The organism is Streptomyces sp. NPDC094034, assembly GCF_040303865.1.
GTDB lineage: Bacteria > Actinomycetota > Actinomycetes > Streptomycetales > Streptomycetaceae > Streptomyces.
The window spans coordinates 98,438-116,866 of the sequence record NZ_JBEOUD010000027.1 but is presented as its reverse complement, the minus strand read 5'-3'; the positions used below and the strand labels follow the sequence as shown (position 1 = coordinate 116,866).

13 protein-coding genes are annotated in these 18,429 nt (G+C 70.0%); 2 read left to right on the top strand and 11 right to left on the bottom strand.

The features are described from left to right. Positions 1-136 precede the first annotated feature (136 nt). From ABTZ59_RS23320 to ABTZ59_RS23295, 6 genes are all read right to left on the bottom strand, one after another. A complete protein-coding gene (locus ABTZ59_RS23320) occupies positions 137-1,180 on the bottom strand; it encodes a LacI family DNA-binding transcriptional regulator (protein WP_351412401.1) in 1,044 nt (347 codons plus the stop codon). After that, positions 1,177-2,280, bottom strand: coding sequence for an ABC transporter ATP-binding protein (locus ABTZ59_RS23315; RefSeq protein ID WP_351412393.1), 1,104 nt, complete (start codon positions 2,278-2,280; stop codon positions 1,177-1,179). The genes ABTZ59_RS23320 and ABTZ59_RS23315 overlap by 4 nt, the downstream gene beginning before the upstream one ends. Continuing rightward, positions 2,277-3,362 (bottom strand): ABC transporter ATP-binding protein, encoded by a 1,086-nt coding sequence (locus ABTZ59_RS23310; RefSeq protein WP_351412386.1) that lies wholly within the window; start codon positions 3,360-3,362, stop codon positions 2,277-2,279. Before ABTZ59_RS23310 ends, ABTZ59_RS23315 begins: the two co-directional genes overlap by 4 nt. A 58-nt stretch (positions 3,363-3,420) precedes the next feature. Then, positions 3,421-4,320, bottom strand: a complete 900-nt coding sequence (locus ABTZ59_RS23305; RefSeq protein ID WP_351412377.1) for an ABC transporter permease — start codon at positions 4,318-4,320, stop codon at positions 3,421-3,423. A 6-nt stretch (positions 4,321-4,326) separates the two neighbouring features. Next, positions 4,327-5,307, bottom strand: a complete 981-nt coding sequence (locus ABTZ59_RS23300) for an ABC transporter permease (RefSeq protein WP_351412468.1) — start codon at positions 5,305-5,307, stop codon at positions 4,327-4,329. A gap of 104 nt (positions 5,308-5,411) precedes the next feature. After that, positions 5,412-7,073, bottom strand: coding sequence for an ABC transporter substrate-binding protein (locus tag ABTZ59_RS23295; RefSeq protein ID WP_351412370.1), 1,662 nt, complete (start codon positions 7,071-7,073; stop codon positions 5,412-5,414). Between the two features lie 899 nt (positions 7,074-7,972). Here ABTZ59_RS23295 and ABTZ59_RS23290 point away from each other — a divergent pair. Next, entirely contained in the window at positions 7,973-10,042 is a 2,070-nt protein-coding gene (locus ABTZ59_RS23290) for a beta-galactosidase (RefSeq protein WP_351412362.1), read from the top strand. Between the two features lie 132 nt (positions 10,043-10,174). Here ABTZ59_RS23290 and ABTZ59_RS23285 read toward each other — a convergent pair whose 3' ends face one another. The 5 genes from ABTZ59_RS23285 to ABTZ59_RS23265 all read right to left on the bottom strand — a co-directional run bounded on the left by ABTZ59_RS23285 (position 10,175) and on the right by ABTZ59_RS23265 (position 16,813). Next, on the bottom strand, positions 10,175-11,095 hold the full coding sequence (locus ABTZ59_RS23285) for an ROK family protein (protein WP_351412457.1): 921 nt from the start codon (positions 11,093-11,095) through the stop codon (positions 10,175-10,177). Between the two features lie 62 nt (positions 11,096-11,157). Beyond that, positions 11,158-12,936 (bottom strand): dipeptide ABC transporter ATP-binding protein, encoded by a 1,779-nt coding sequence (locus ABTZ59_RS23280; protein WP_351412355.1) that lies wholly within the window; start codon positions 12,934-12,936, stop codon positions 11,158-11,160. Continuing rightward, positions 12,933-13,832 (bottom strand): ABC transporter permease, encoded by a 900-nt coding sequence (locus ABTZ59_RS23275; protein ID WP_351412346.1) that lies wholly within the window; start codon positions 13,830-13,832, stop codon positions 12,933-12,935. The genes ABTZ59_RS23280 and ABTZ59_RS23275 overlap by 4 nt, the downstream gene beginning before the upstream one ends. Then, a complete protein-coding gene (locus tag ABTZ59_RS23270; RefSeq protein WP_351412335.1) occupies positions 13,829-14,788 on the bottom strand; it encodes an ABC transporter permease in 960 nt (319 codons plus the stop codon). Before ABTZ59_RS23270 ends, ABTZ59_RS23275 begins: the two co-directional genes overlap by 4 nt. Positions 14,789-15,001: 213 nt before the next feature. Then, positions 15,002-16,813, bottom strand: a complete 1,812-nt coding sequence (locus ABTZ59_RS23265) for a peptide ABC transporter substrate-binding protein (protein WP_351412327.1) — start codon at positions 16,811-16,813, stop codon at positions 15,002-15,004. A 315-nt stretch (positions 16,814-17,128) separates the two neighbouring features. On the opposite strand from ABTZ59_RS23265, the gene ABTZ59_RS23260 reads away from it, so the two are divergent. Continuing rightward, entirely contained in the window at positions 17,129-18,379 is a 1,251-nt protein-coding gene (locus ABTZ59_RS23260) for an ROK family transcriptional regulator (protein ID WP_351412321.1), read from the top strand. Positions 18,380-18,429: the final 50 nt, after the last annotated feature.

Here is an 18,429-nt window from a genome sequence, read left to right as displayed (position 1 = left end):
GCGGACGACGCCACCCGCCCGCCGTCGCGTCCGGAGCCGCCGGGGTGCGGGGGTGTCAGATGCCGGGTGGTGTCAGGTGCCTGGTGGTGTCAGGTGCCCGTGTCAGGTGCCCGCTGGTGTCGCGTGGTGCTCTGGCCTACTCGTTCGCGTCCGTGATGGTGGTGCCGGGTATCAGCGGGCAGGGCACCAGCAGGCTGCCGGTCCGCAGCCCGGGGTCGTCGAGCATGGCCTGTAGCCGGTCCACGGCGAGACGGCCGATCTCCACGCGGGGAATCACCAGGGAGTCCCACTGCCCTGACAGGTCCGCGGGCGCCGCCTCCAGCACGGCGACGGACACGTCGTCGGGGATCTTCCGCCCGCGGGCGGCCAGTTGCTCGCGCAGGGAATTCGCGAGCCCCACGGACTCCACCACGATCGCGGTCACCGCGCCGCCCGCCACCTCGTCGAGCCAGGCTCCGTCAAGGCCCACGGTGCCGCGGGAACCCGGAGAGGTGTCGGTCAGTCCGAGCCGCTCGACGGCCCCGGCGTACCCGACGCGGCGGTCCTCGTACGGCTCCATCTCCTGCCAGTCGCGTACGTAGCCGAGTCGCCGGTGGCCGTGGCCCGCGAGCCGGTGGACGATCCGCGCGCTCGCCGACCGGTAGTCGGGGATGATCTGCGGGATCTCCGCACCGGGCACCTCGCGGCGGCCGATGTGGACGAAGGGGTAGCCCTCGTACCAGAGGCGGACCAGTTCCCCGCGGTCGGTGGCGACGCCGAGCAGGATGCTCCCGTCGGCCAGATTGAGCCGGTTGGTGCCGTTGTTGTAGATCTTGCGCTCGCCGTCGGTGCCGGACCCCGTCGAGGTGAACAGGACCAGGTCGAAGCCGGTCTCCTCGGCCCGCTCCTCCACCCCGAGCAGGAATTCGAAGTAGAAGTCCTCGCGTGCGCGCGGGAAGACACGTTCGAAGGTGTGCACGCCCAGGAGGTTGTTGCGCCGTTTGCGCATCGCGCGGGCAGCGGGGTTGGCGACGTAACCAAGCTCACGCACCGCCTCGAAGACACGCTGCCGGGTCTCCTCGGGGATCCGCGCGGTCGCCGCGTTGCCACTGATCACCCGGGACACCGCCGACTGGGACACGCCGGCCAGCCGTGCCACGTCCGCCTGGCTGGGCGCCTTCTCACGCCGTCGTGCTGTCACGGTGCCCCCTGCAGCGTCTCGCGCCGGGCGGCGGTCGCCGCGGCGTGTGTCGTCCCGGCCAGTTCCCCGGCCCTGCCCTTGACGTGCAGCCAGCACGTCGCCCAGTGCCCGTTGCCCAACTCGGTGCGCGGCGGCGCCTCTGCGCGGCACTCCGGCATCGCGAACGGGCAGCGGGGGTGGAACCGGCAGCCGGCCGGCGGGTCGATCAGGCTGGGCGGCTCACCCAGCTCGTCGGCCCCCGCGAAGAGGGCTTCGCGGTCCCCCGCTCCGCGCTCGGGGTCCGGGGAAGACTCTATGAGCAGTTTGGTGTACGGGTGCTGCGGAGAGGCGATCACCTCTTCCTTGGGGCCCGACTCCACCATCTGCCCGGCGTACATCACGGCGATCTCGTCGCACAGATAGCGGGCGCTGGCGATGTCGTGCGTGACGTACAGCAGCGCGAGGCCGTCCTCGGTGCGCAACCGCTGGAGCAGGTTGAGCATCTCAAGCCGGATCGACACATCCAGCATGGAGATCGGCTCGTCCCCGAGCAGCACCCTGGGCTCCACGGCGAGCGCCCGGGCGATGACGGCGCGCTGGCGCTGCCCGCCGGAGAGTTCGTGCGGGAACTTCGCCGCGAACTCGGCGGCCGGGGTGAGGCTGACCCCTTCCAGCAGTTCCGTGATCCTCCTCTCGCGCAGGGCGGCGTTCAGGTGCGGCTGGTGCAGTCGCAGCGCACGGTCGAGGTTGTAGCGGATACGGTGCAGCGGATTCAGCGAGCCGAAGGGGTCCTGGAAGATCAGCTGCACCTCGGAGTGGTAGGCGCGCCGTGCCCGCCGGCCGCGGCCCGCGGGCTCGCCTCGCAGCACGATCTCGCCCCGGGTCGGTTCGTGGAAGCGGGCCAGCATCCGGGCCAGTGTGGTCTTGCCGCTGCCGCTCTCCCCCACCAGTGCCAGGATCTGTCCGGGCTTCAGGCGGACGGTCGCGTCCTCGACGGCGCGGACGACGGAGGTACGGCCGAGCGGACCGCGGACGGTGAAGTGCTTGGAGACGTCCCGTGCTTCCAGGATGTACTCGGGTTCCTGCGCCGTCGGCGCTTTCTCGCGGGGGAATTCGCTCATCGGATTCCGCCTCCTGTCTCGGTGCTGTCGCTCCCGGTCCCGGTCCGGGCCCCGGTCTCGTTGAGGAGGCAGGCCGCCTCGTGCCCTGGCCGCGGTCCCACCGGCAACAGGACCGGCAGCCGTTGGTCGCAGCCGTCCGTGCGCCGCGCGCAGCGCGGGTGGAACGGGCAGCCGGCCGGTGGGCGGCGCAGGTCGGGCGGGATGCCGGGGATGCCGCGCAGGGTGCGCAGCGGGGCGCGCAACGGCGGGAAGGAGTCCCGCAGGCCCTGGGTGTAGGGGTGTTTCGGGGCGCTGTAGAGGGTTGCCGCGTCGCCCACCTCGACGATGCGGCCGGCATACATGATGGCGATACGGTCCGCCAGTTCGAGCAGCAGCGACAGGTCATGCGTGACGAAGACTACTGCGAATCCCAACTCCTCTCGCAGACGCAGTACTTGGGCGAGGATCTGCCGCTGCATCACCACGTCGACCGCCGTCGTCGGCTCGTCCATCACGACCAGTTCGGGGCGGCAGGCCAGGGCCAGGGCGATGGCGGCGCGCTGGCGCATGCCGCCGGAGAGCTGGTGCGGGTAGTCGCGGTAGCGGTCCGCGGAGATGCCGACCAGGGCGAGCAGCTCCGCGGCCCGCGCCCAGGCAGCCCGTTTGCTCATCGAGCGGTCGCGGGCCCGCAGGACGTCGGCGAACTGGGCGCCGATCCGCATCACCGGATTCAGCGCGTCCATCGCGGACTGGAGCACGATGGACAGCGCCGTCCACCGGTAGCGGCGCAGTTGCCCGGTGTCGAGTGTGACGAGGTCGACGGGCGGTCCGCCGTCCCGGCCGTGGAAGAGGATCTGCCCGGCGGTGGTGACGGCGGGCGGGCGCTGAAGCCGGGTCAGGGCGGTGATCAGCGTGGACTTGCCCGATCCCGACTCCCCCGCGACGCCGAGGATCTCACCTCGGCGCAGGGTGAAGGAGACGTCGGAGCAGGCGCGTACGGGGATGTCTCCGGTGGCGTACTCGACGGTCAGTTCGCGTACGTCGAGGACGGCATGCCCGGCGGGGGCCATGGACGGCGTGTGCTGCTCGGCCTGTACGGTCATCGGGGCCCACCTCCGGGCGGAACGGTCAGGGAACGCGGCGGCGCGGGACACACGGTCATCACACCGCACCGCCCGCTCGTGCGAGCCGCTTGGCGCGCCGCACCGACGCGGGACGGGCGACCCGTAGCTTGGGGTTGGCGAGTTCGTCGACGCCGAAGTTGACCAGGGCGGCGGCCGTACCGATCAGGGCGATGCACAGGCCGGGCGGGACGAACCACCACCACAGGCCACGCAGGACGGCGCTCTGCTGCTGCGCCGACTGGATCATCGTTCCCCAGCTGATCGCCGACGAGTCGGAGATACCGAGGAACGCCAGCCCCGCCTCGGCCAGCACCGCGCCGATCATCGCGTGGAGGAACATGGACGCGATGAGCCCGGTCAGATGGGGCAGCACTTCGGCGAAGACCAGTCTGCGGCCCCGTTCACCGAGCATGCGCATGGCCCGTACGAAGTCGCGGTTGGCGATGCTGAGGGCCTGGGCGCGCAGGGTGCGGGCCCCGCCTGACCATCCGAAGAAGCCGATGATCAGGGCGATGGTGGTGAGTCCCGTGCCCTCCAGATAGCCGGCCACGATCAGGATCAGCGGCAGCACGGGCAGGACGAGGAACAGGTTCGTCAGGAAGTTCAGGGCCGCGTCGACCCGGCCGCCGTAGTATCCGGCGGGTACGCCGATCAGGATGGCCATCGCCGTGCCGACCAGGGCGCCGAGCAGTCCGACGTACATCGATCCTCGGGCGCCGGCGATGACCTGGGCGAGGACGTCCTGGCCGAACTGGTCGGTGCCGAGCAGATGTGCGCCGCCGGGCGGCTGCGCGATGACGCTGGTGTCGTTGGCGCGCGGGTCGAGGCCGAGCAGGCTGTGTGCCAGCCAGGGGCCGAACACGGCCAGCAGGCAGAAGAGGGCCAGGACGGCGAGACCGACACGGACCTTCCAACTGGCGAGGAACGCGGTGCGCACTGCCCGTCACCCTCCTTCTCTGATACGTGGGTCGAGCAGGGCGTACACCGAGTCGGCCAGCAGGTTGGCCAGCAGGACGGTCAGCATGATGAGGAAGAACACCCCTTGCATCACCGGGTAGTCGCGCTGCTGGAGCGAGGTGTAGAGCAGATAGCCGATACCCGGGTAGTTGAAGACGACTTCGGTGAGCAGCGCGCCGCCGACGACGTGGCCGAGGGCGAGGGCGAAGCCCGTGAAGTTCGGCAGGACGGCGTTGCGGGCCGCGTAGCGGAGCATCACCCTGCCGTTGGACAGGCCCTTGGCCTGGGCGAGCAGCACGTAGTCCTCGCGCACGGTGGTGACCGTCATGTTGCGCATGCCGAGCAGCCAGCCGCCGAAGGCCGAGAAGATGATGGTGGCGGCGGGAAGCGCGCCGTAGTGCAGCACGCTGAGGAGGAAGGACGGGGAGAAGCCGATCGGGAGGTCGGCGTCGTATCCACCGGACAACGGGAACCAGCCCAGCAGGAAGGCGAAGAGCCACAGCCCCAGCAGCGCCATCCAGAAGTAGGGGATGGCCGAGACGAATGTGGTGAGCGGGCTGATCACACTGTCGAAGCGACCACCCGCCTTCCAGCCGGCCGCGGCGCCGATGCCGGTGCCCAGGACGAACGCGATGACGGTGGTCGTGCCGACCAGCAGCAGGGTCCAGGGCAGGCCCTGCCACACCAGGTCGCTGACGGGCGTGGGGAAGTGGCTGACCGAGACACCGAGGTCGAAGCGCGCCAACTGGCCCAGGTAGTCGAGGTACTGGCGGCCGAGATGGGCGCCCGGGTCGCCGAAGACCTTCTGGATCGACTCCATGGCGCTGGGCGACAGTTGCTGGCCGCTGACTCGCTGGAGCTTCTCGACGATCGCGGCGGAGGGGTCGCCCGGCATCAGCCGCGGCAGAAAGAAGTTCAGGGTGATGGCCGACCAGACGGCGGCCAGATAGAAGCCGAGCCGGTGCATCAGGAAGCCCCAGCGCCGGGGTGCCCTGGCCCGGCGCGCGGCGGGCGCGGCGGGTGCGGCGGGTGCGGCGGGCGCGGGAGGCTCCGTGGAAGTGGTCACCGCGGTCACTTGGTGGCCTGCTTCAGGTTCAGGAGCGTGAGCGTGGTGTCGGGGCCCAGGCCCGGGAACGGCACGTAGTCGAAGTCCTCGGGCGTGGGCCAGCCGGCCCAGTGGTCCGCGCTGATGGCTATGAACCAGTAACTGTTGTAGATGGGGCTGTACGGCACCTGCTCGGCGACGATCTTCTGGAGCTCGTGCCCGGCGCTCCGCGCCACCGCGGGGTCCTGCGTTTCCAGCAGCTTCTCGATCGCGGCGTCGGTGGCCCCGTCCTTCCAGCGGCCGATGTTGGCGGCGGCCGTCTCGCCCAGCGGGCGATAGGCCCGGCTGCTCAGCGCGCTGTAGATGCCCGCGACACCGGCGCCGCCCGTCAAGTTGATGGAGAGGTCGAAGTCACCGGTCTGCTGCTGCTCGTAGAGATTGGCGCTGGGAGCACCGACCGACTTCACCTCGATCCCGAGGTGCTTCTTCCAGCTGCGGATCATGATGTTGGCATAGGGGTCCCAGCCGAAGTCCTGGTTGAAAGACAGCCTCGGAGTGTAGGACGTGCCGTCCTTGACCAGTTCGCCGCCCTTGACCTCGAAGCCGCCGAGCGCCAGTTCCTTCCGCGCTTCACCGGCGTCCAGCTCCTGTACCTTGTGCCGGTATTCGGGAAGGATGTCGTCGGCGTATACCTCGTCGACCAGCCCCGTGGGGCCCGCCTCCGTACCGGGGCGCTGGAGCGTGGTGACGATGTCCTTGCGCGGAATCGTCATCGCGAGCGCCCGCCGCAGATGGACATTGTCGAAGGGGGCCCGGCCGGTGTTGAAGAAGAGTGAGTAGGCGCCGCCTGTGGCGTACTTCTGGTAGAGGTGGTGCTCGGGGTCCTTGCCGACGTACTCCTGCTCGGCCCCGTTCCAGGCCACGAGTGCCCAGTCCACCTCACCGCGCAGCAGTTGGGCCCGTACGGAGTCGCCACTGGTCGGGATGATCTTGAGCTGCTTCAGCGCGAAGCGGCCGCCCCAGTAGTCGCTCCGGGCGCCGAGCGTGACCTGCTGGGGCGCGAACCGCTCCAGGACGAACGGGCCGGTACCCACCGGGTCCGGGTTGGCCCAGCTCTTGAGGTCCTTGCCTTCCCAGATGTGCTGAGGCACGACGGGCAGTTGCGGGGACGCGAGTTGGTTCAATTCGCTGAAGGCGGGCCGCTGCCAGTGGACGGTGACGGTGGTGGCGTCCTTCTTGGTGACGCGGTCGTAGGTGGTGCCACCGGTGTTGAAGGCGGGGTCCTTGAGAGGAACGCCCAGGGAGAAGACCACGTCGTCCGCGGTCATGGGCTTGCCGTCCGAGAACGTCACATCGTCACGCAGCTTCACGGTGAGGGTGGTGCCGGCCTCGTCGAACTCCAGGCTCTTGGCCAGCCACGGCTTGACCTTCGCACCGTCGCTGTAGTCGATGCGCGCCAGCGGCTCGTAGATCAACTCGTTGTTGGGGGACTTCTGGGTGGCGGGGCCGAACATGTTGTAGTTGCGGACGAAGGTGGTCCCACCGTCGGTCTTGCCGAATACGAGCGCCTGTGTGCCCGTGCCTCCCGCTCCGGCTCCGCCGGTACCAGCCGTGCAGGCGCTCGCTCCGAGGGGGATCGCGAGGGCCGCCGCGGCGGTGCGCGCTAGAAAGACTCTTCTCGTGGGCATGGCTGACTCCTGGCTCCTCGTGAGGGCTGAGCTGGGCACGGAAGAACTGCGCATACGTATGACCTCGACCGTGGGAGACCCTCAGGCCTCCGCTTCTACGTATGACCACGGAACGTACGGACGTTGCGAGGGTGCGTCAAGAGTGTGACGTGAAGGTTTTTTTCGGCCACCCCTCCTCGAAGGTCAGCTCAACGGAAGGCCGAGGGACGCGACTTACGTGTTCCGCCAGGCAGGACCGCAAGACTCCGCGGGAAGAACGGGCCATTCGCGCCGGGCGCATGACGTGGCATCATCCGGACCGGTTCCGGCCCGCGGAGCGCGGACGGGAGGCGGACGCACGGCTGTCGCGCGGTGCCCCGGACGGGAGGCGGACACACGGCTGTCGCACGGTGCCCCCTCCAGTGCGCTCACTCTCATTGACACCTCGACGCGGCCCGCCTATGTTGAGCGCGCTCGTCGTCGGGGGCGGCATCGACCGCCGCCTCCCGGACCCCGCGTCGAGCGGTAACCGGCAACGCGTCCACCGCCGCCTAGGTCCTGTCCGGTCGATCTTCGCGGATAAGCCCGCGGCGTCTGGTGCCGTGCATCGCAAGGCGGAGGATCGCCCATGTACTGGACGTACTTGGGTGATCCGACAACGCGGCGAGGTGCGGTGCCAGGCGTCGCGGGCCCGCGAAGATCGACCGGACAGGACCTAGGTCCTGTCCGGTGGTCTTTCCGCTCGTGCCACCGGCCCGCGACAGCTCCGTGCCTCGGCTGACACGCCCCTGGTTCACCGACAGCCACCACCGGATCCCCGCCTCTGCCCTCTCCCCCGCTCTCCCGCGCCCACAACCGCCCCGAGCAACGCCGCACTTCTCGACCGCGTTGTTCGCGGCTCAGGACTCAGGAGCTTCGCCATGCCGCGATCCGACCACCCGCACCTCACCTGGGGCCGCGTTCCACGCCCCGCCTACGGCGCCGACTACAACCCCGAGCAGTGGGACAGAGCGACCTGGAAAGACGATGTCCGTCTGATGCGCGAGGCCGACGTCAACCTGGTGACCCTCGGTGTCTTCTCCTGGTCCTGGATCGAACCCAGGCCGGACGCCTTTGACTTCTCCGGCCTCGACGAGGTCATCGCTCTCCTGCACGCGTCGGGCATCGCCGTCGACCTGGCCACGCCAACCGCGGCACCCCCGCTGTGGTTCTCCCACGCCCACCCCGAATCGCTGCCGGTCACGGCCGACGGGCGTAGGCTCGCACCCGGCTCCCGTCAGGCGTACTGCGCATCGTCACCCGTCTACCGGGAACGCGCCGCGCTGGTCACCCGCCGCCTCGCGGAACGCTACGGCGATCACCCGGCCGTGGTCATGTGGCACATCAACAACGAGTACGCCAACGGCAACGCCCACTGCTGGTGCGCGACCTCGGCCGACGCGTTCCGCGACTGGCTGCGCACCACCTACGGAGACGATCTGGACGCCCTCAACGACCGCTGGGGCACAACCCTTTGGGGAGTGCGCTACAGCGACTGGGAGCAGGTCATCCCGCCGCGCACCAGCACCAGCAGCCTCCCGCCGGGGCTGTGGCTGGACTTCTACCGCTTCAGCGACACCGAGCATCTGGCCTGCTTCCGCGCCGAGCGGGACATCGTACGCGCCCACTCCCCCGGCCGCCCCGTCACCACCAACTTCATGGCGAGCGCGCTGCGCTGGAGCGACTACTGGCGCTGGGCGCGTGAGGTCGACATCGTCTCGAACGACCATTACCTCATGGCCGAGGACCCCGACCGCGCCGCCGACCTCGCCTTCGCCGCCGACCTGACCCGCGGCCTCGCGAACGGACAGCCCTGGATCCTCATGGAGCACTCCACCTCCGCGGTGCAATGGCAACCCCGCAACGTCGCCAAAACCCCCGGGGAGATGACCCGCAACACACTGACCCACCTCGCCCGCGGCGCGGACGGCGCCTTGTTCTTCCAGTGGCGTCAGTCCGCCTACGGCCCGGAGAAATGGCACTCGGCCATGGTTCCCCACGGCGGGGAGGACACCAGGATCTGGCGGGAGGCCAAGGCCCTCGGCAACACCGTGGCCGGCCTCGCCGACATCGCGGACAGCACCTGCCCGCCCGCCGACATCGCCCTCCTGCTGGACTACGAAGCCATGTGGGCCCTGCAACTGCCCCACCGGCCCAGCGGCGACATGACCTGCTCCGGCGTTCTTCGTGACTGGCACCGCGCCCTGTGGAGCCTCGGTCTGTCCTGCGACGTGGTGCCCGCTCCCGGCGAACAGCGCCTCCTGCTGGTTCCTTCGCTCTACGCCCTGTCCACCGACACGGCCAGGGCGCTGGAGGACTACGCGGCACGCGGCGGCCACCTGGTCGTCGGCCCGTTCAGCGGAGTGGTCGACCCGCACGACCGCGTCCACCCCGGCCCGTACCCCGGCGCGCTGCGTGACCTGCTCGGCCTGCGGGTGGACGAATACCTTCCGCTCGCCGCCGGCGCGTCGGTCGGCCTGGACGACGGCGCGACCGGCCACCTGTGGGCCGAGCGCGTCCTGCCCGATCCGGGCACCGAGGTGGAGAGCCGATTCATCGACGGACCCGCGCGAGGAGGCCCGGCCGTCCTGCGTCGCGGCCACACCCGCTATCTGGCCACCCGCCCTGACTCCGCCTCCCTCCTGGAACTCCTTCCCCGGTGGGCCGCACAGGCAGGCTGCGCCGCTCCGGTCCACGGGGCCGGCGGTGGAGTGGAGGTCACCCGCCGAAGCAACCCCAACGGCATGACCTGGCTCTTCGCCGTGAACCACACCGACCACCCCGCGCAGGTGGCCACGACCGGGATCGATGTCCTCTCGGGCACCCGTTCACCGGGCATGATCACCGTCCCGGCGGGCGAGGTCGCCGTAGTGTCCGAGGGAACTCGTCACACAACACTGGCGGCCGAGACTTACCCGCCCCGCTCGGCAGCTGCCCGCGGCGACGGCTGATCGTCGGTGTCGAAGTTCTGTCACGCGGAGCACTCCTTGGCCTGGCTTCCCATGAACCGCGAGTCGACGAGCGCTCCCACCGCTGCGAGTCAACAGCGCTCCCGCGGACTTCGGGGGCCGGTGGTCCTGTCCCTACGCCGTCGCCCTCATCTCCGTGCCCAGTTCGCGTCGGGCGCGGGCGGCGGCGCCGACCGCGACGGCGTCGGAGGCCAGGGCGGCCCGGACCAGGCGGATGGGGTGGCCGCTGACCGGGGGTTCGACGGCGAGGGCCGACAGGATCGCGGGCTCCAGCAGGTGCCAGGCGCGGCTGACGCCGCCGCCGACGACCACCGTGGTGATGTCGACGACGCCCGCCGTGATGACGATCGCGTGGGCGATGCCCGTTCCCGCCGCGCGGTAGACCGCGAGCGCGTCCTCGTCAGCCTGGGTGGCGGCCTCGGCGACTTCACGGGCGGTGAGGCGGCGGCCGGTGCGGTCGGCGTAACGAGCCCCGATGGAACGGCCGGAGGCCAACGTCTCCAGGTGGCCCCGGCCGCCGCAGGAGCAGGGCAGGTCGCCGAAGCCGGGAATGTGCCCGATCTCGCCGGCCGCACCGTGCGGACCCGGGAACAGGGCGCCGTTGGTCCACAGAGCGCCGCCGACGCCGGTCCCCAGAGTCATGCCGAGGACGTCGGCCTCGCCACGCACCGCTCCGGCGCAGACCTCCCCGTAGAGGAAGGCGTTGACGTCGTTGTCCAGGAAGGCCGGGACGCCCAGGGCCTCTTCGACGGCGGCCGTGACAGCGAAGCCGGCCCAGCCGCGGAAGGAGTCGCTCGCGACCAGGATGCGACCGTTCACGGAATCCACCACCCCGGCGGCGCCGATTCCGGCGCCCACCAGGCGGCCCGGGGTGCGGGCCAGCAACGGGGCGAGCGCGTCGAGCGCGGCGCCGACCATGGCCCGGCCGCCCTCAAGCGCGGGGGTGGCGGCCTCCGCGCCGTCGAGGACGGTCAGATCGTCCGAGCAGACCACCACCTGGGTGGTGGTGCCGCCGATGTCGATGCCTACGATCAGCGGCCGGAGGGTGGTGGGAATCGCCGGGTCCCGCGGGGTGCGGGGCGCGTGAAGAGGTCCGCTCACGCCTGGGCCTCCGTACGGCCGATCGCGAGGATCGTCAGGCGTTCGGCCCTGCGGCCCCGCTGCACCACCGGGTCGGGCACCGGCACCGCGGCCAGCAGACGGCGGGTGTAGTCGGTCTCCGGATGGAGCAGGGTCGTCCCGGTGGAGCCCTGCTCCTCGATACGGCCGGCCCGCATCACGACGACGCGCTGCGCGAAGTGCTGTACGACGGCGAGGTCATGGGAGACGAACAGGCAGGCGAAGCCCAAATCGGCCTGGAGTTCGGTGATGACCTCCAGGACCGCTTCCTGCACACTCACGTCGAGCGCGCTGGTGGGTTCGTCGGCGACCAGCAGCCGGGGCTCCAGGACCAGGGCTCGGGCCAGGCTGACCCGCTGGCGCTGTCCACCGGAGAGCTCGCGGGGCGCGCGGCGGGCGAGTTCGCGTGGCAGCCGGACCCGGTCGAGGACAGCGGCGACCTTGGCCTGCCGGTCTTTGGCGGACAGGTCGCGACGGTGCACCCGGAGGGGTTCGGCGACACACTCGCCGACGGTCATCCGAGCGTCGAGGGATGCCACCGGGTCCTGGAGGACGACACCGATACCGGCCCGCAGGGCGCGGCGGGCCCGGGCGCGGGTGCGGCCGAGGTCGGCGCCGAACAGGGAGACGGTGCCGGAAGTGGGCGGGATCAGTCCGAGCGCGACCCTGGCGGCGGTCGACTTGCCGGAGCCGGACTCGCCGACCAGGCCCAGGGTCTCCGCGGGCCCGACCCGGAACGACACTCCGTCGAGGGCGCGTACGGCCGACCTGCCGCGGCCGAACACCACATTGATGTCGCGCAGTTCGACCACCGCTTCGGCCTCGGGGCCGCCGGGCCCGGCGGGCGAGGCCGACGGCCCGGCCGTGGAACGATTCGTATGGGCCGGCCCGGACGCGGCCGGACGGCCGGTGCCGTCCGCGGCCTCGGCGACGGACAGCCGGGGCACGGCGGCCAGCAGGCGCCGGGTGTAGTCGTGGGCGGGGCGCAGCAGGACGTCCTCGACCGGTCCGGTCTCCACGATCTCGCCCTGGTACATGACGGCGACCCGGTCCGCGAAGTCGGCGACGACACCCATGTTGTGGGTGACGAGCAGCACACCGGTGCCGGTCTCGGCGGCGAGCCGGCGCAGCAGATCGAGGATCTCGGCCTGCACGGTCACGTCGAGGGCGGTGGTCGGCTCGTCCGCGATGAGCAGGCCGGGCTCGTTGGCGATGGCCATGGCGATCACGACCCGTTGCCGCTGTCCGCCGGAGAGCTGGAACGGGTAGGTGTGGGCGCGCTTCTCCGGTTCCGGGATGCCGACCCTGCGCAGCAGTTCGACAGCCTCGGCGGCGGCGTCCTTGGCGGACACCTCGCGGTGGTTGCGGATCACCTCGGTGATCTGCTTACCGATCCGGGTGAGCGGGTCGAGTGCGGTGGCCGGCTCCTGGAACACCATGGAGACGGTCTTGCCGCGCAGCGTCGCGAGGCCGTTCTCCGAGGTGCCGACGATCTGGGTGCCGGCGATGACGGCGCTGCCGGTGGCGCGGGCGTTCCCGGCGAGCAGGCCCATCGCGGCGAGCGCGATGGTCGACTTGCCGGAGCCGGACTCGCCGACCAGGGCCAGCGTCTCGCCCGGTTCGACGTGCAGGGACACGCCCTTGACCGCGGGTACGTCGCCGGTCTCGGTGGTGAAGACGACGCCGAGGTCGTCGAGTTCGAGGATCGGGCCGGATGCCGCGGTGCGCGCGGCGGAGTCCTTGGTGGTGGCGGTCATCCGCGTCCCCTCACATCGAATGCGTCACGGAGTCCGTCCCCGATCGCGTTGAACGCCCACACCACGAGGATGATGGCGAGGCCGGGCGGCAGGATGAGCCACCAGTAGCCGGAGTAGGCGGCGGTGAGACCGGCGGAGAGCATGCCGCCCCAGTCGGTCTGTGGCGGCCGCACTCCCATGCCCAGATAGGAGACGTAGGCGACCAGCAGGATGGCGTCGGCGACCTGGAAGGTCGCGGCGACGATGATGGTGGAGACCGAGTTCGGCAGGATGTGACGCAGGATTGCCCGGGCGTGTGTGCCGCCGGTGGCGCGCAGGGTCAGGACGTAGTCCCGGTTCTTCAGGGTCAGCGTCTCGGCGCGCACCAGCCGGGACGGCACCAGCCAGGACACCAGGCCCAGGATGACAACGAGACCGGTCAGGCCCGGCGTGGTGATGGCGGAGACCACCAGCAGGATGAACAGCGCGGGGATGGCGATGCCGGCGTCGACGATCCGCATCATCAGGGCGTCGATCCAGCCGCCCGCGTAACCGGCGGCGGCGCCCCACAGAGTGCCGATGACGGTGGCGAGTACGCCCGCGGCGAGGCCGACGGTCAGGGAGACTTTGCCGCCGTACATCAGCCGGCCCAGCACGTCGTGGCCGACGGCGTCGGTGCCGAGCCAGTGCGCGCCGCTGGGGGCGAGGTTGACCTGCTGGAGCATGGTGTGGGTCTGGTCGGTGGAGTACACCAGCGGACCGGCGAAGCAGAACAGGAAGAAGAAGACCACGACGGCGAGCCCGACGACGGCCAGCTTGTTGCGCAGGTAGCGGCGGACGGCGAGCCGGGCGCCGGAGGCCGCACGCGGCGGGCGGGCTTTCGCCGGGGCCATGTCCGGCTGGATGACGGCGCTCATGCCCGGCCTGCCTTCACTCGGGGGTCGATGATCCGCTGGACGATGTCGGCGAGCAGGGTGCCGACGACGGTGGCGACGGCGATCACCAGGACGCAGCCCAGCAGGACCGGGTAGTCGGAGGACTGCGCCGCGGTCCAGAACAGCAGCCCCATGCCGGGGTAGTTGAAGAGTTGCTCGACGACCAGGGCACCGCCGAAGAGCACCGGCACGTAGTAGCCGAGCATGGCGACCACGGGCGTCAGCGAGTTGCGGAACACGTGCCGCCACAGGATGGCGCGGGAGCGGGAGCCGCCCGCTCTGGCCGTGCGGACGTAGTCCTCGGAGAGGTTCTCCAGGGTGGCCGCCCGCATGTAACGGCTGAACACCGCGACCATGGAGGCCGCGCCCGCGACCACCGGCAGTACCAGCGCCTGCGGTTCGGAGATCACCTGGCCCAGCGTCTCGCCCTGCGGAGCCTGCGACGGGAACCACGCCAGTCCTTGGCTGAAGACCAGCACCAGGATCAGCCCGAGGAAGTACACGGGTGTGGAGTAGGCGATGAAGCTCAGCGTGGTGATGACGTAGTCCACCGGCTTGTTGCGGCGAACCGCCTGCCACATGCCCATCGGGATGGCGAGGACGAGGCCGACGAGGGCCGACAGCATGGTGAGGACCAAAGTCTTCGGCAGCCGCTCGGTGATGAGCTGGGAGACCGGCTCGTTGAGGGTGTACGAGGTCCCGAGGTCCCCGTGCAGCAATTGGCCGAGGTAGTAGAAGTACTGCACGGGCAGGGGCTTGTCGAGGCCCTGTTCGTGGTTGAAGTGGGCGATCTGCTGTGCGGTGGCCTGCGGTCCGAGGATCCCGCGCGCGGGGCCTCCGGGCAGGGCGTGCAGCAGGCCGAAGACGACGATCGTCACGATGACGATCACCGCGACGGCCTGGAGGACGCGTCTGATCAGATACGAGGGAGTGCTCATGTGTGTTCCGGTCGCTCCGTCTTCGTGGTGCGCGCGGGCGTCACTGCGACGTGGGTGTCGGCGTGGCGGGGGCCGGCGTGGCGGGGGCCAGTGCGGCGGGGGCCAGTGCGGCGGGTGCCGGTGCGGCGTGGGCGCCAGGGGTGCGCGCGGGCCCCGGGGCGGCCGGCCGGGTGGCCGGACGACTCCGCAGGCCCGCGCGGGCACCGACCGGGCTTACTTGGTCCACTTCCACATGGCGGGGTGGAAGTTGGCGAGGGAGTCCTGGGCGAAGCCGCCGAGGCCGTCCTTGACCACGGAGATCTGGTAATCGGGCTCCGGCAGCCAGATCACGGGGAGGTCCTTGGCGAGCGCGGCGCTGTACTTCCGCACCGCCTCGTTCGAGGAGGACGTGGTGGTTTCGGTGATCAGCTTGTCGACCTCGGCGTTGGAGTAGCTGCCGAAGTTGGAACCGCCTCCGGTGGCGAAGAGCGAGTCACCGCTGGGGTAGGCGGGGAAGTACCAGCTGCCCGCGGTGCCGAAGAACGACAGCTGCCACGTGCAGCTCGACTCGTCGGCGGTGCACTGGCCGGACTGCGACAGGACGGAGTTGACCGGGGCGGTCTTGATGCTGAACTTGATGCCGGTCTTCGCGAACGACGACTGCAACGCGCTCATCATGTTGTCCGTCACGGTCGAGCCGGACTGGGACAGCACCTGCATCTCGAACTTGGCGCCCTTGTCGACGCCCGCGCCGCACTGGTTGTCGCCGGTGCCGGGGACGGCGCACACCATGGTGCCGGCCTGTTCGGTCCAGCCGTGGTCGGTGAGGAGCTTCTTCGCCTTGGCCGTGTCGAACGGGTACGGGTTGGTCTTCTGCTCCGGGGAGACGAAGGACGAGTCCTGGCCCTGCGGGACCGGGCCGTAGGTGGGGACGGCGGTGCCGTTGAAGACCACCTTGGAGAGGGTGGCCTGGTCCACCGACATCTGGATCGCCTGGCGGGCGTACAGCTGCTTGAACACCGGGCCCATGACGGGGTTGTTGAAGTTGTACGGCATGTAGGTGATCGCCCAGCCGGTCCACGGCTTCACCGAGTAGCCCTTGGCCTTGAACGACGACTCCTGGCTCAGGTCGGTGGCGTTGATGTAGCCGTAGTCGACGGTCCCGGCGCGCAGGGCGTTCGCCTCGGCGTCGGCCGTGGTGAACGGCAGCAGATTGACGTTCTTGATGTTGGCCTTGCCCCCGCCGTCGTACTTCGCGTTGGCGGTCAGCTCGACCTTGCCCGCGGTGGAGAACGACGTGATGGTGTACGGGCCGCTGACCGTCTTCCACAACGGGTCGGACGCGTAGCCGGAGATCTTCTTGGCGGCGTTGTTGAGATACGTCCAGACCTTCTTGGCGCCGGCGGCGGTGCGGTCCAGGTCGGAGACGGCGCCGGAGTCGCTGGTCTTGTCCCAGACGTGCTGCGGCATCGGGCGGATCATGCTCAGCTCGTTGGCGAGCATCCACTCCTGGTTGTACGCCTTGTCGAAGGTGATCGTGAAGTGCGTGTCGTCGATCGTCTTGAAGGAGGTCCAGTTGTCCGGCGCCTTGCCCGGGCTATAGCTTGCCCAGTCCTCCTTGTTGGTCTTGACCAGGTAGAACCAGAACTCCACGTCGCGTGAGGTGATCGGCTTGCCGTCGCTCCAGTGACGATCGCCGAGGGTGATCGTCACGCTCTTGCTGTCCGCGGCGAACTTCGCGTCGGTGGCCAGCGAGTTGTCCTTGTTCCATCCGACCTTGCCCGTGGAGCCGTCGTACGCGATCAGCGGCTCCCAGACGGCCTGGGATATGGAGGAGTTGTTGGTGTTCAGGTGCGAGGCGGTGCCGACCGGGAGGATCCAGTTCGGCGTGAAGTTCGCCGGGAGGGCGTAGTTAATGGTGTCCGACGATGCCGAGCCGGAGGACGACGATCCGCCTGAACAGCCGGTGAGCAGCGCGCCGGTGGTGACGGTGGCACCCGCGACGAGGGCCCAGCGGCGGACGGCGGCCGTGTAAGCAAGGAACATGACTCTCCTCAGAGTGAAAGGACCCGCATACGTCCCGGGAGACCGGGTCGGCGCCGCGGGGTCGGCGCTGCGTACGGCGACAGTCAACGGCGCACGAGCCGAACAAACAAACAAGAGTTAGTAAAAAGTAAGTTTCCACGATCTCGAAAGCGTCACGCTCATCCGCTCCAGCCGTATCAGGAGGTGTTTATGGTGCGATTTAAGGCGATTTAACTCGCGTCGACGCTCTCCACTTTCATCGTGAGGCTGTTCCCCGCCCGCCTGGACGGGCGTACTGTCTCCGTCACACCCACCGTTGCGGAAGTTACTTCGTACATGACTGAAATAAGTGCTCGGGACCGCAAGACCCCCAAGAGCGTGTCCCAGAAGGGCTCGACCACCCTCGCCACGCGGGTCCTCGAACTCGTCGCCTCGGGCGAGGCGTCGTCCCGCGCCGAACTCGCGGAACTCCTCGGCACGGCCGCCTCCACCATCTCCCTCACCGTGGCTCAGTTGGTCGAGCGCGGGCTCATCGCCGAAGAGGGCACCCACTCCTCCACCGGCGGACGCCCCCGCAGGGTCCTCAGGGCGGGCAGCAACGACGAGTACGCCGTCGCCGCCGACGTCGGCGGCCGCCATGCCCGGATCGGTGTGGTGCTCCCGGGCGGCGGTGTCCGTGACGTCACCAACGTCCCGTTCGAGGTCTCCGACGGGCCCGAGGCCGCCCTGCCGAGGCTCGTCGAGCACCTTGAGTCCCTCGCCGAACAGCGTGGACGTGACCGGCTGCGGGGCGTCGGGCTCTCCCTGCCCGGGCCGGTGGACGTCGCCTCAGGCGCCGTCGTCCTGCCGTCCCGGATGCTCGGCTGGAACCGCTTCCCGGTCGGCCCTTGGCTGGAGGAACGTTTCGGGATCCCGGTCGCCGTCGACAACGACGCCAACTGCATGGCGGTCGGCGAGCAGAGCGCCAGGCACTCCGAACACCAGCAGTCGATCATGGTGAAGATCGGCTCGGCGATCGGCGCCGGCGTCATCGCCGACGGTCGCCTCTACCGGGGCGCCACCGGAGCCGCCGGCGACATCACCCACATCCGCATCGACGGCGGCGCCGACATTCCCTGCTCCTGTGGCAACACCGGTTGTCTGGAGACGGTGGCGTCCGGCGCCGCGCTCGTCCGTATCCTGCGCGAACGCGGTCTCGACGTCGCCAGCCCCGAGGACGTGGTACGGCTCGCCACCGACGCCGACCCGGAAGCCACCCGCGCCGTCCGCAGGGCCGGCGACCATCTCGGCCAAGTGCTCGCCGCGAACGTCAACTTCTTCAATCCGGACGCCGTCTACCTCGGCGGCATCCTGTCCACCCTCGAACCGTTCGTCGCCGCGGTACGCAGCAAGCTCTACGAGAGCTGCCACCCGTTGGTGACCGAACACCTCACCATCGAGCGGGCCAGTCTCGGCGCCGACGCCGGCCTGGTCGGCGCCGGACTCTTCGCCCTGCGGCTCGCCCTGACCCGCGCCCTCGGCGACATCGGCCGCGCCACCCCCGGCGCCGACCGGCGGCACACCGTCACGAACCGCGAAAGGATCTGACGCCGCTGCAAAAAGCCGCGCGGTCAAGGAAATTAGTCCGCGCGCACGTC

What these genes read in the sequence shown, in the direction of transcription:
- ABTZ59_RS23315 (WP_351412393.1), bottom strand. Translation starts at nt 2,280, where the DNA reads ATGAGCGAATTCCCCCGCGAGAAAGCGCCGACGGCGCAGGAACCCGAG.
- ABTZ59_RS23310 (WP_351412386.1), bottom strand. Translation starts at nt 3,362, where the DNA reads ATGACCGTACAGGCCGAGCAGCACACGCCGTCCATGGCCCCCGCCGGG.
- ABTZ59_RS23300 (WP_351412468.1), bottom strand. Translation starts at nt 5,307, where the DNA reads ATGCACCGGCTCGGCTTCTATCTGGCCGCCGTCTGGTCGGCCATCACC.
- ABTZ59_RS23295 (WP_351412370.1), bottom strand. Translation starts at nt 7,073, where the DNA reads ATGCCCACGAGAAGAGTCTTTCTAGCGCGCACCGCCGCGGCGGCCCTC.
- ABTZ59_RS23290 (WP_351412362.1), top strand. Translation starts at nt 7,973, where the DNA reads ATGCCGCGATCCGACCACCCGCACCTCACCTGGGGCCGCGTTCCACGC.
- ABTZ59_RS23280 (WP_351412355.1), bottom strand. Translation starts at nt 12,936, where the DNA reads ATGACCGCCACCACCAAGGACTCCGCCGCGCGCACCGCGGCATCCGGC.
- ABTZ59_RS23275 (WP_351412346.1), bottom strand. Translation starts at nt 13,832, where the DNA reads ATGAGCGCCGTCATCCAGCCGGACATGGCCCCGGCGAAAGCCCGCCCG.
- ABTZ59_RS23270 (WP_351412335.1), bottom strand. Translation starts at nt 14,788, where the DNA reads ATGAGCACTCCCTCGTATCTGATCAGACGCGTCCTCCAGGCCGTCGCG.
- ABTZ59_RS23265 (WP_351412327.1), bottom strand. Translation starts at nt 16,813, where the DNA reads ATGTTCCTTGCTTACACGGCCGCCGTCCGCCGCTGGGCCCTCGTCGCG.
- ABTZ59_RS23260 (WP_351412321.1), top strand. Translation starts at nt 17,129, where the DNA reads ATGACTGAAATAAGTGCTCGGGACCGCAAGACCCCCAAGAGCGTGTCC.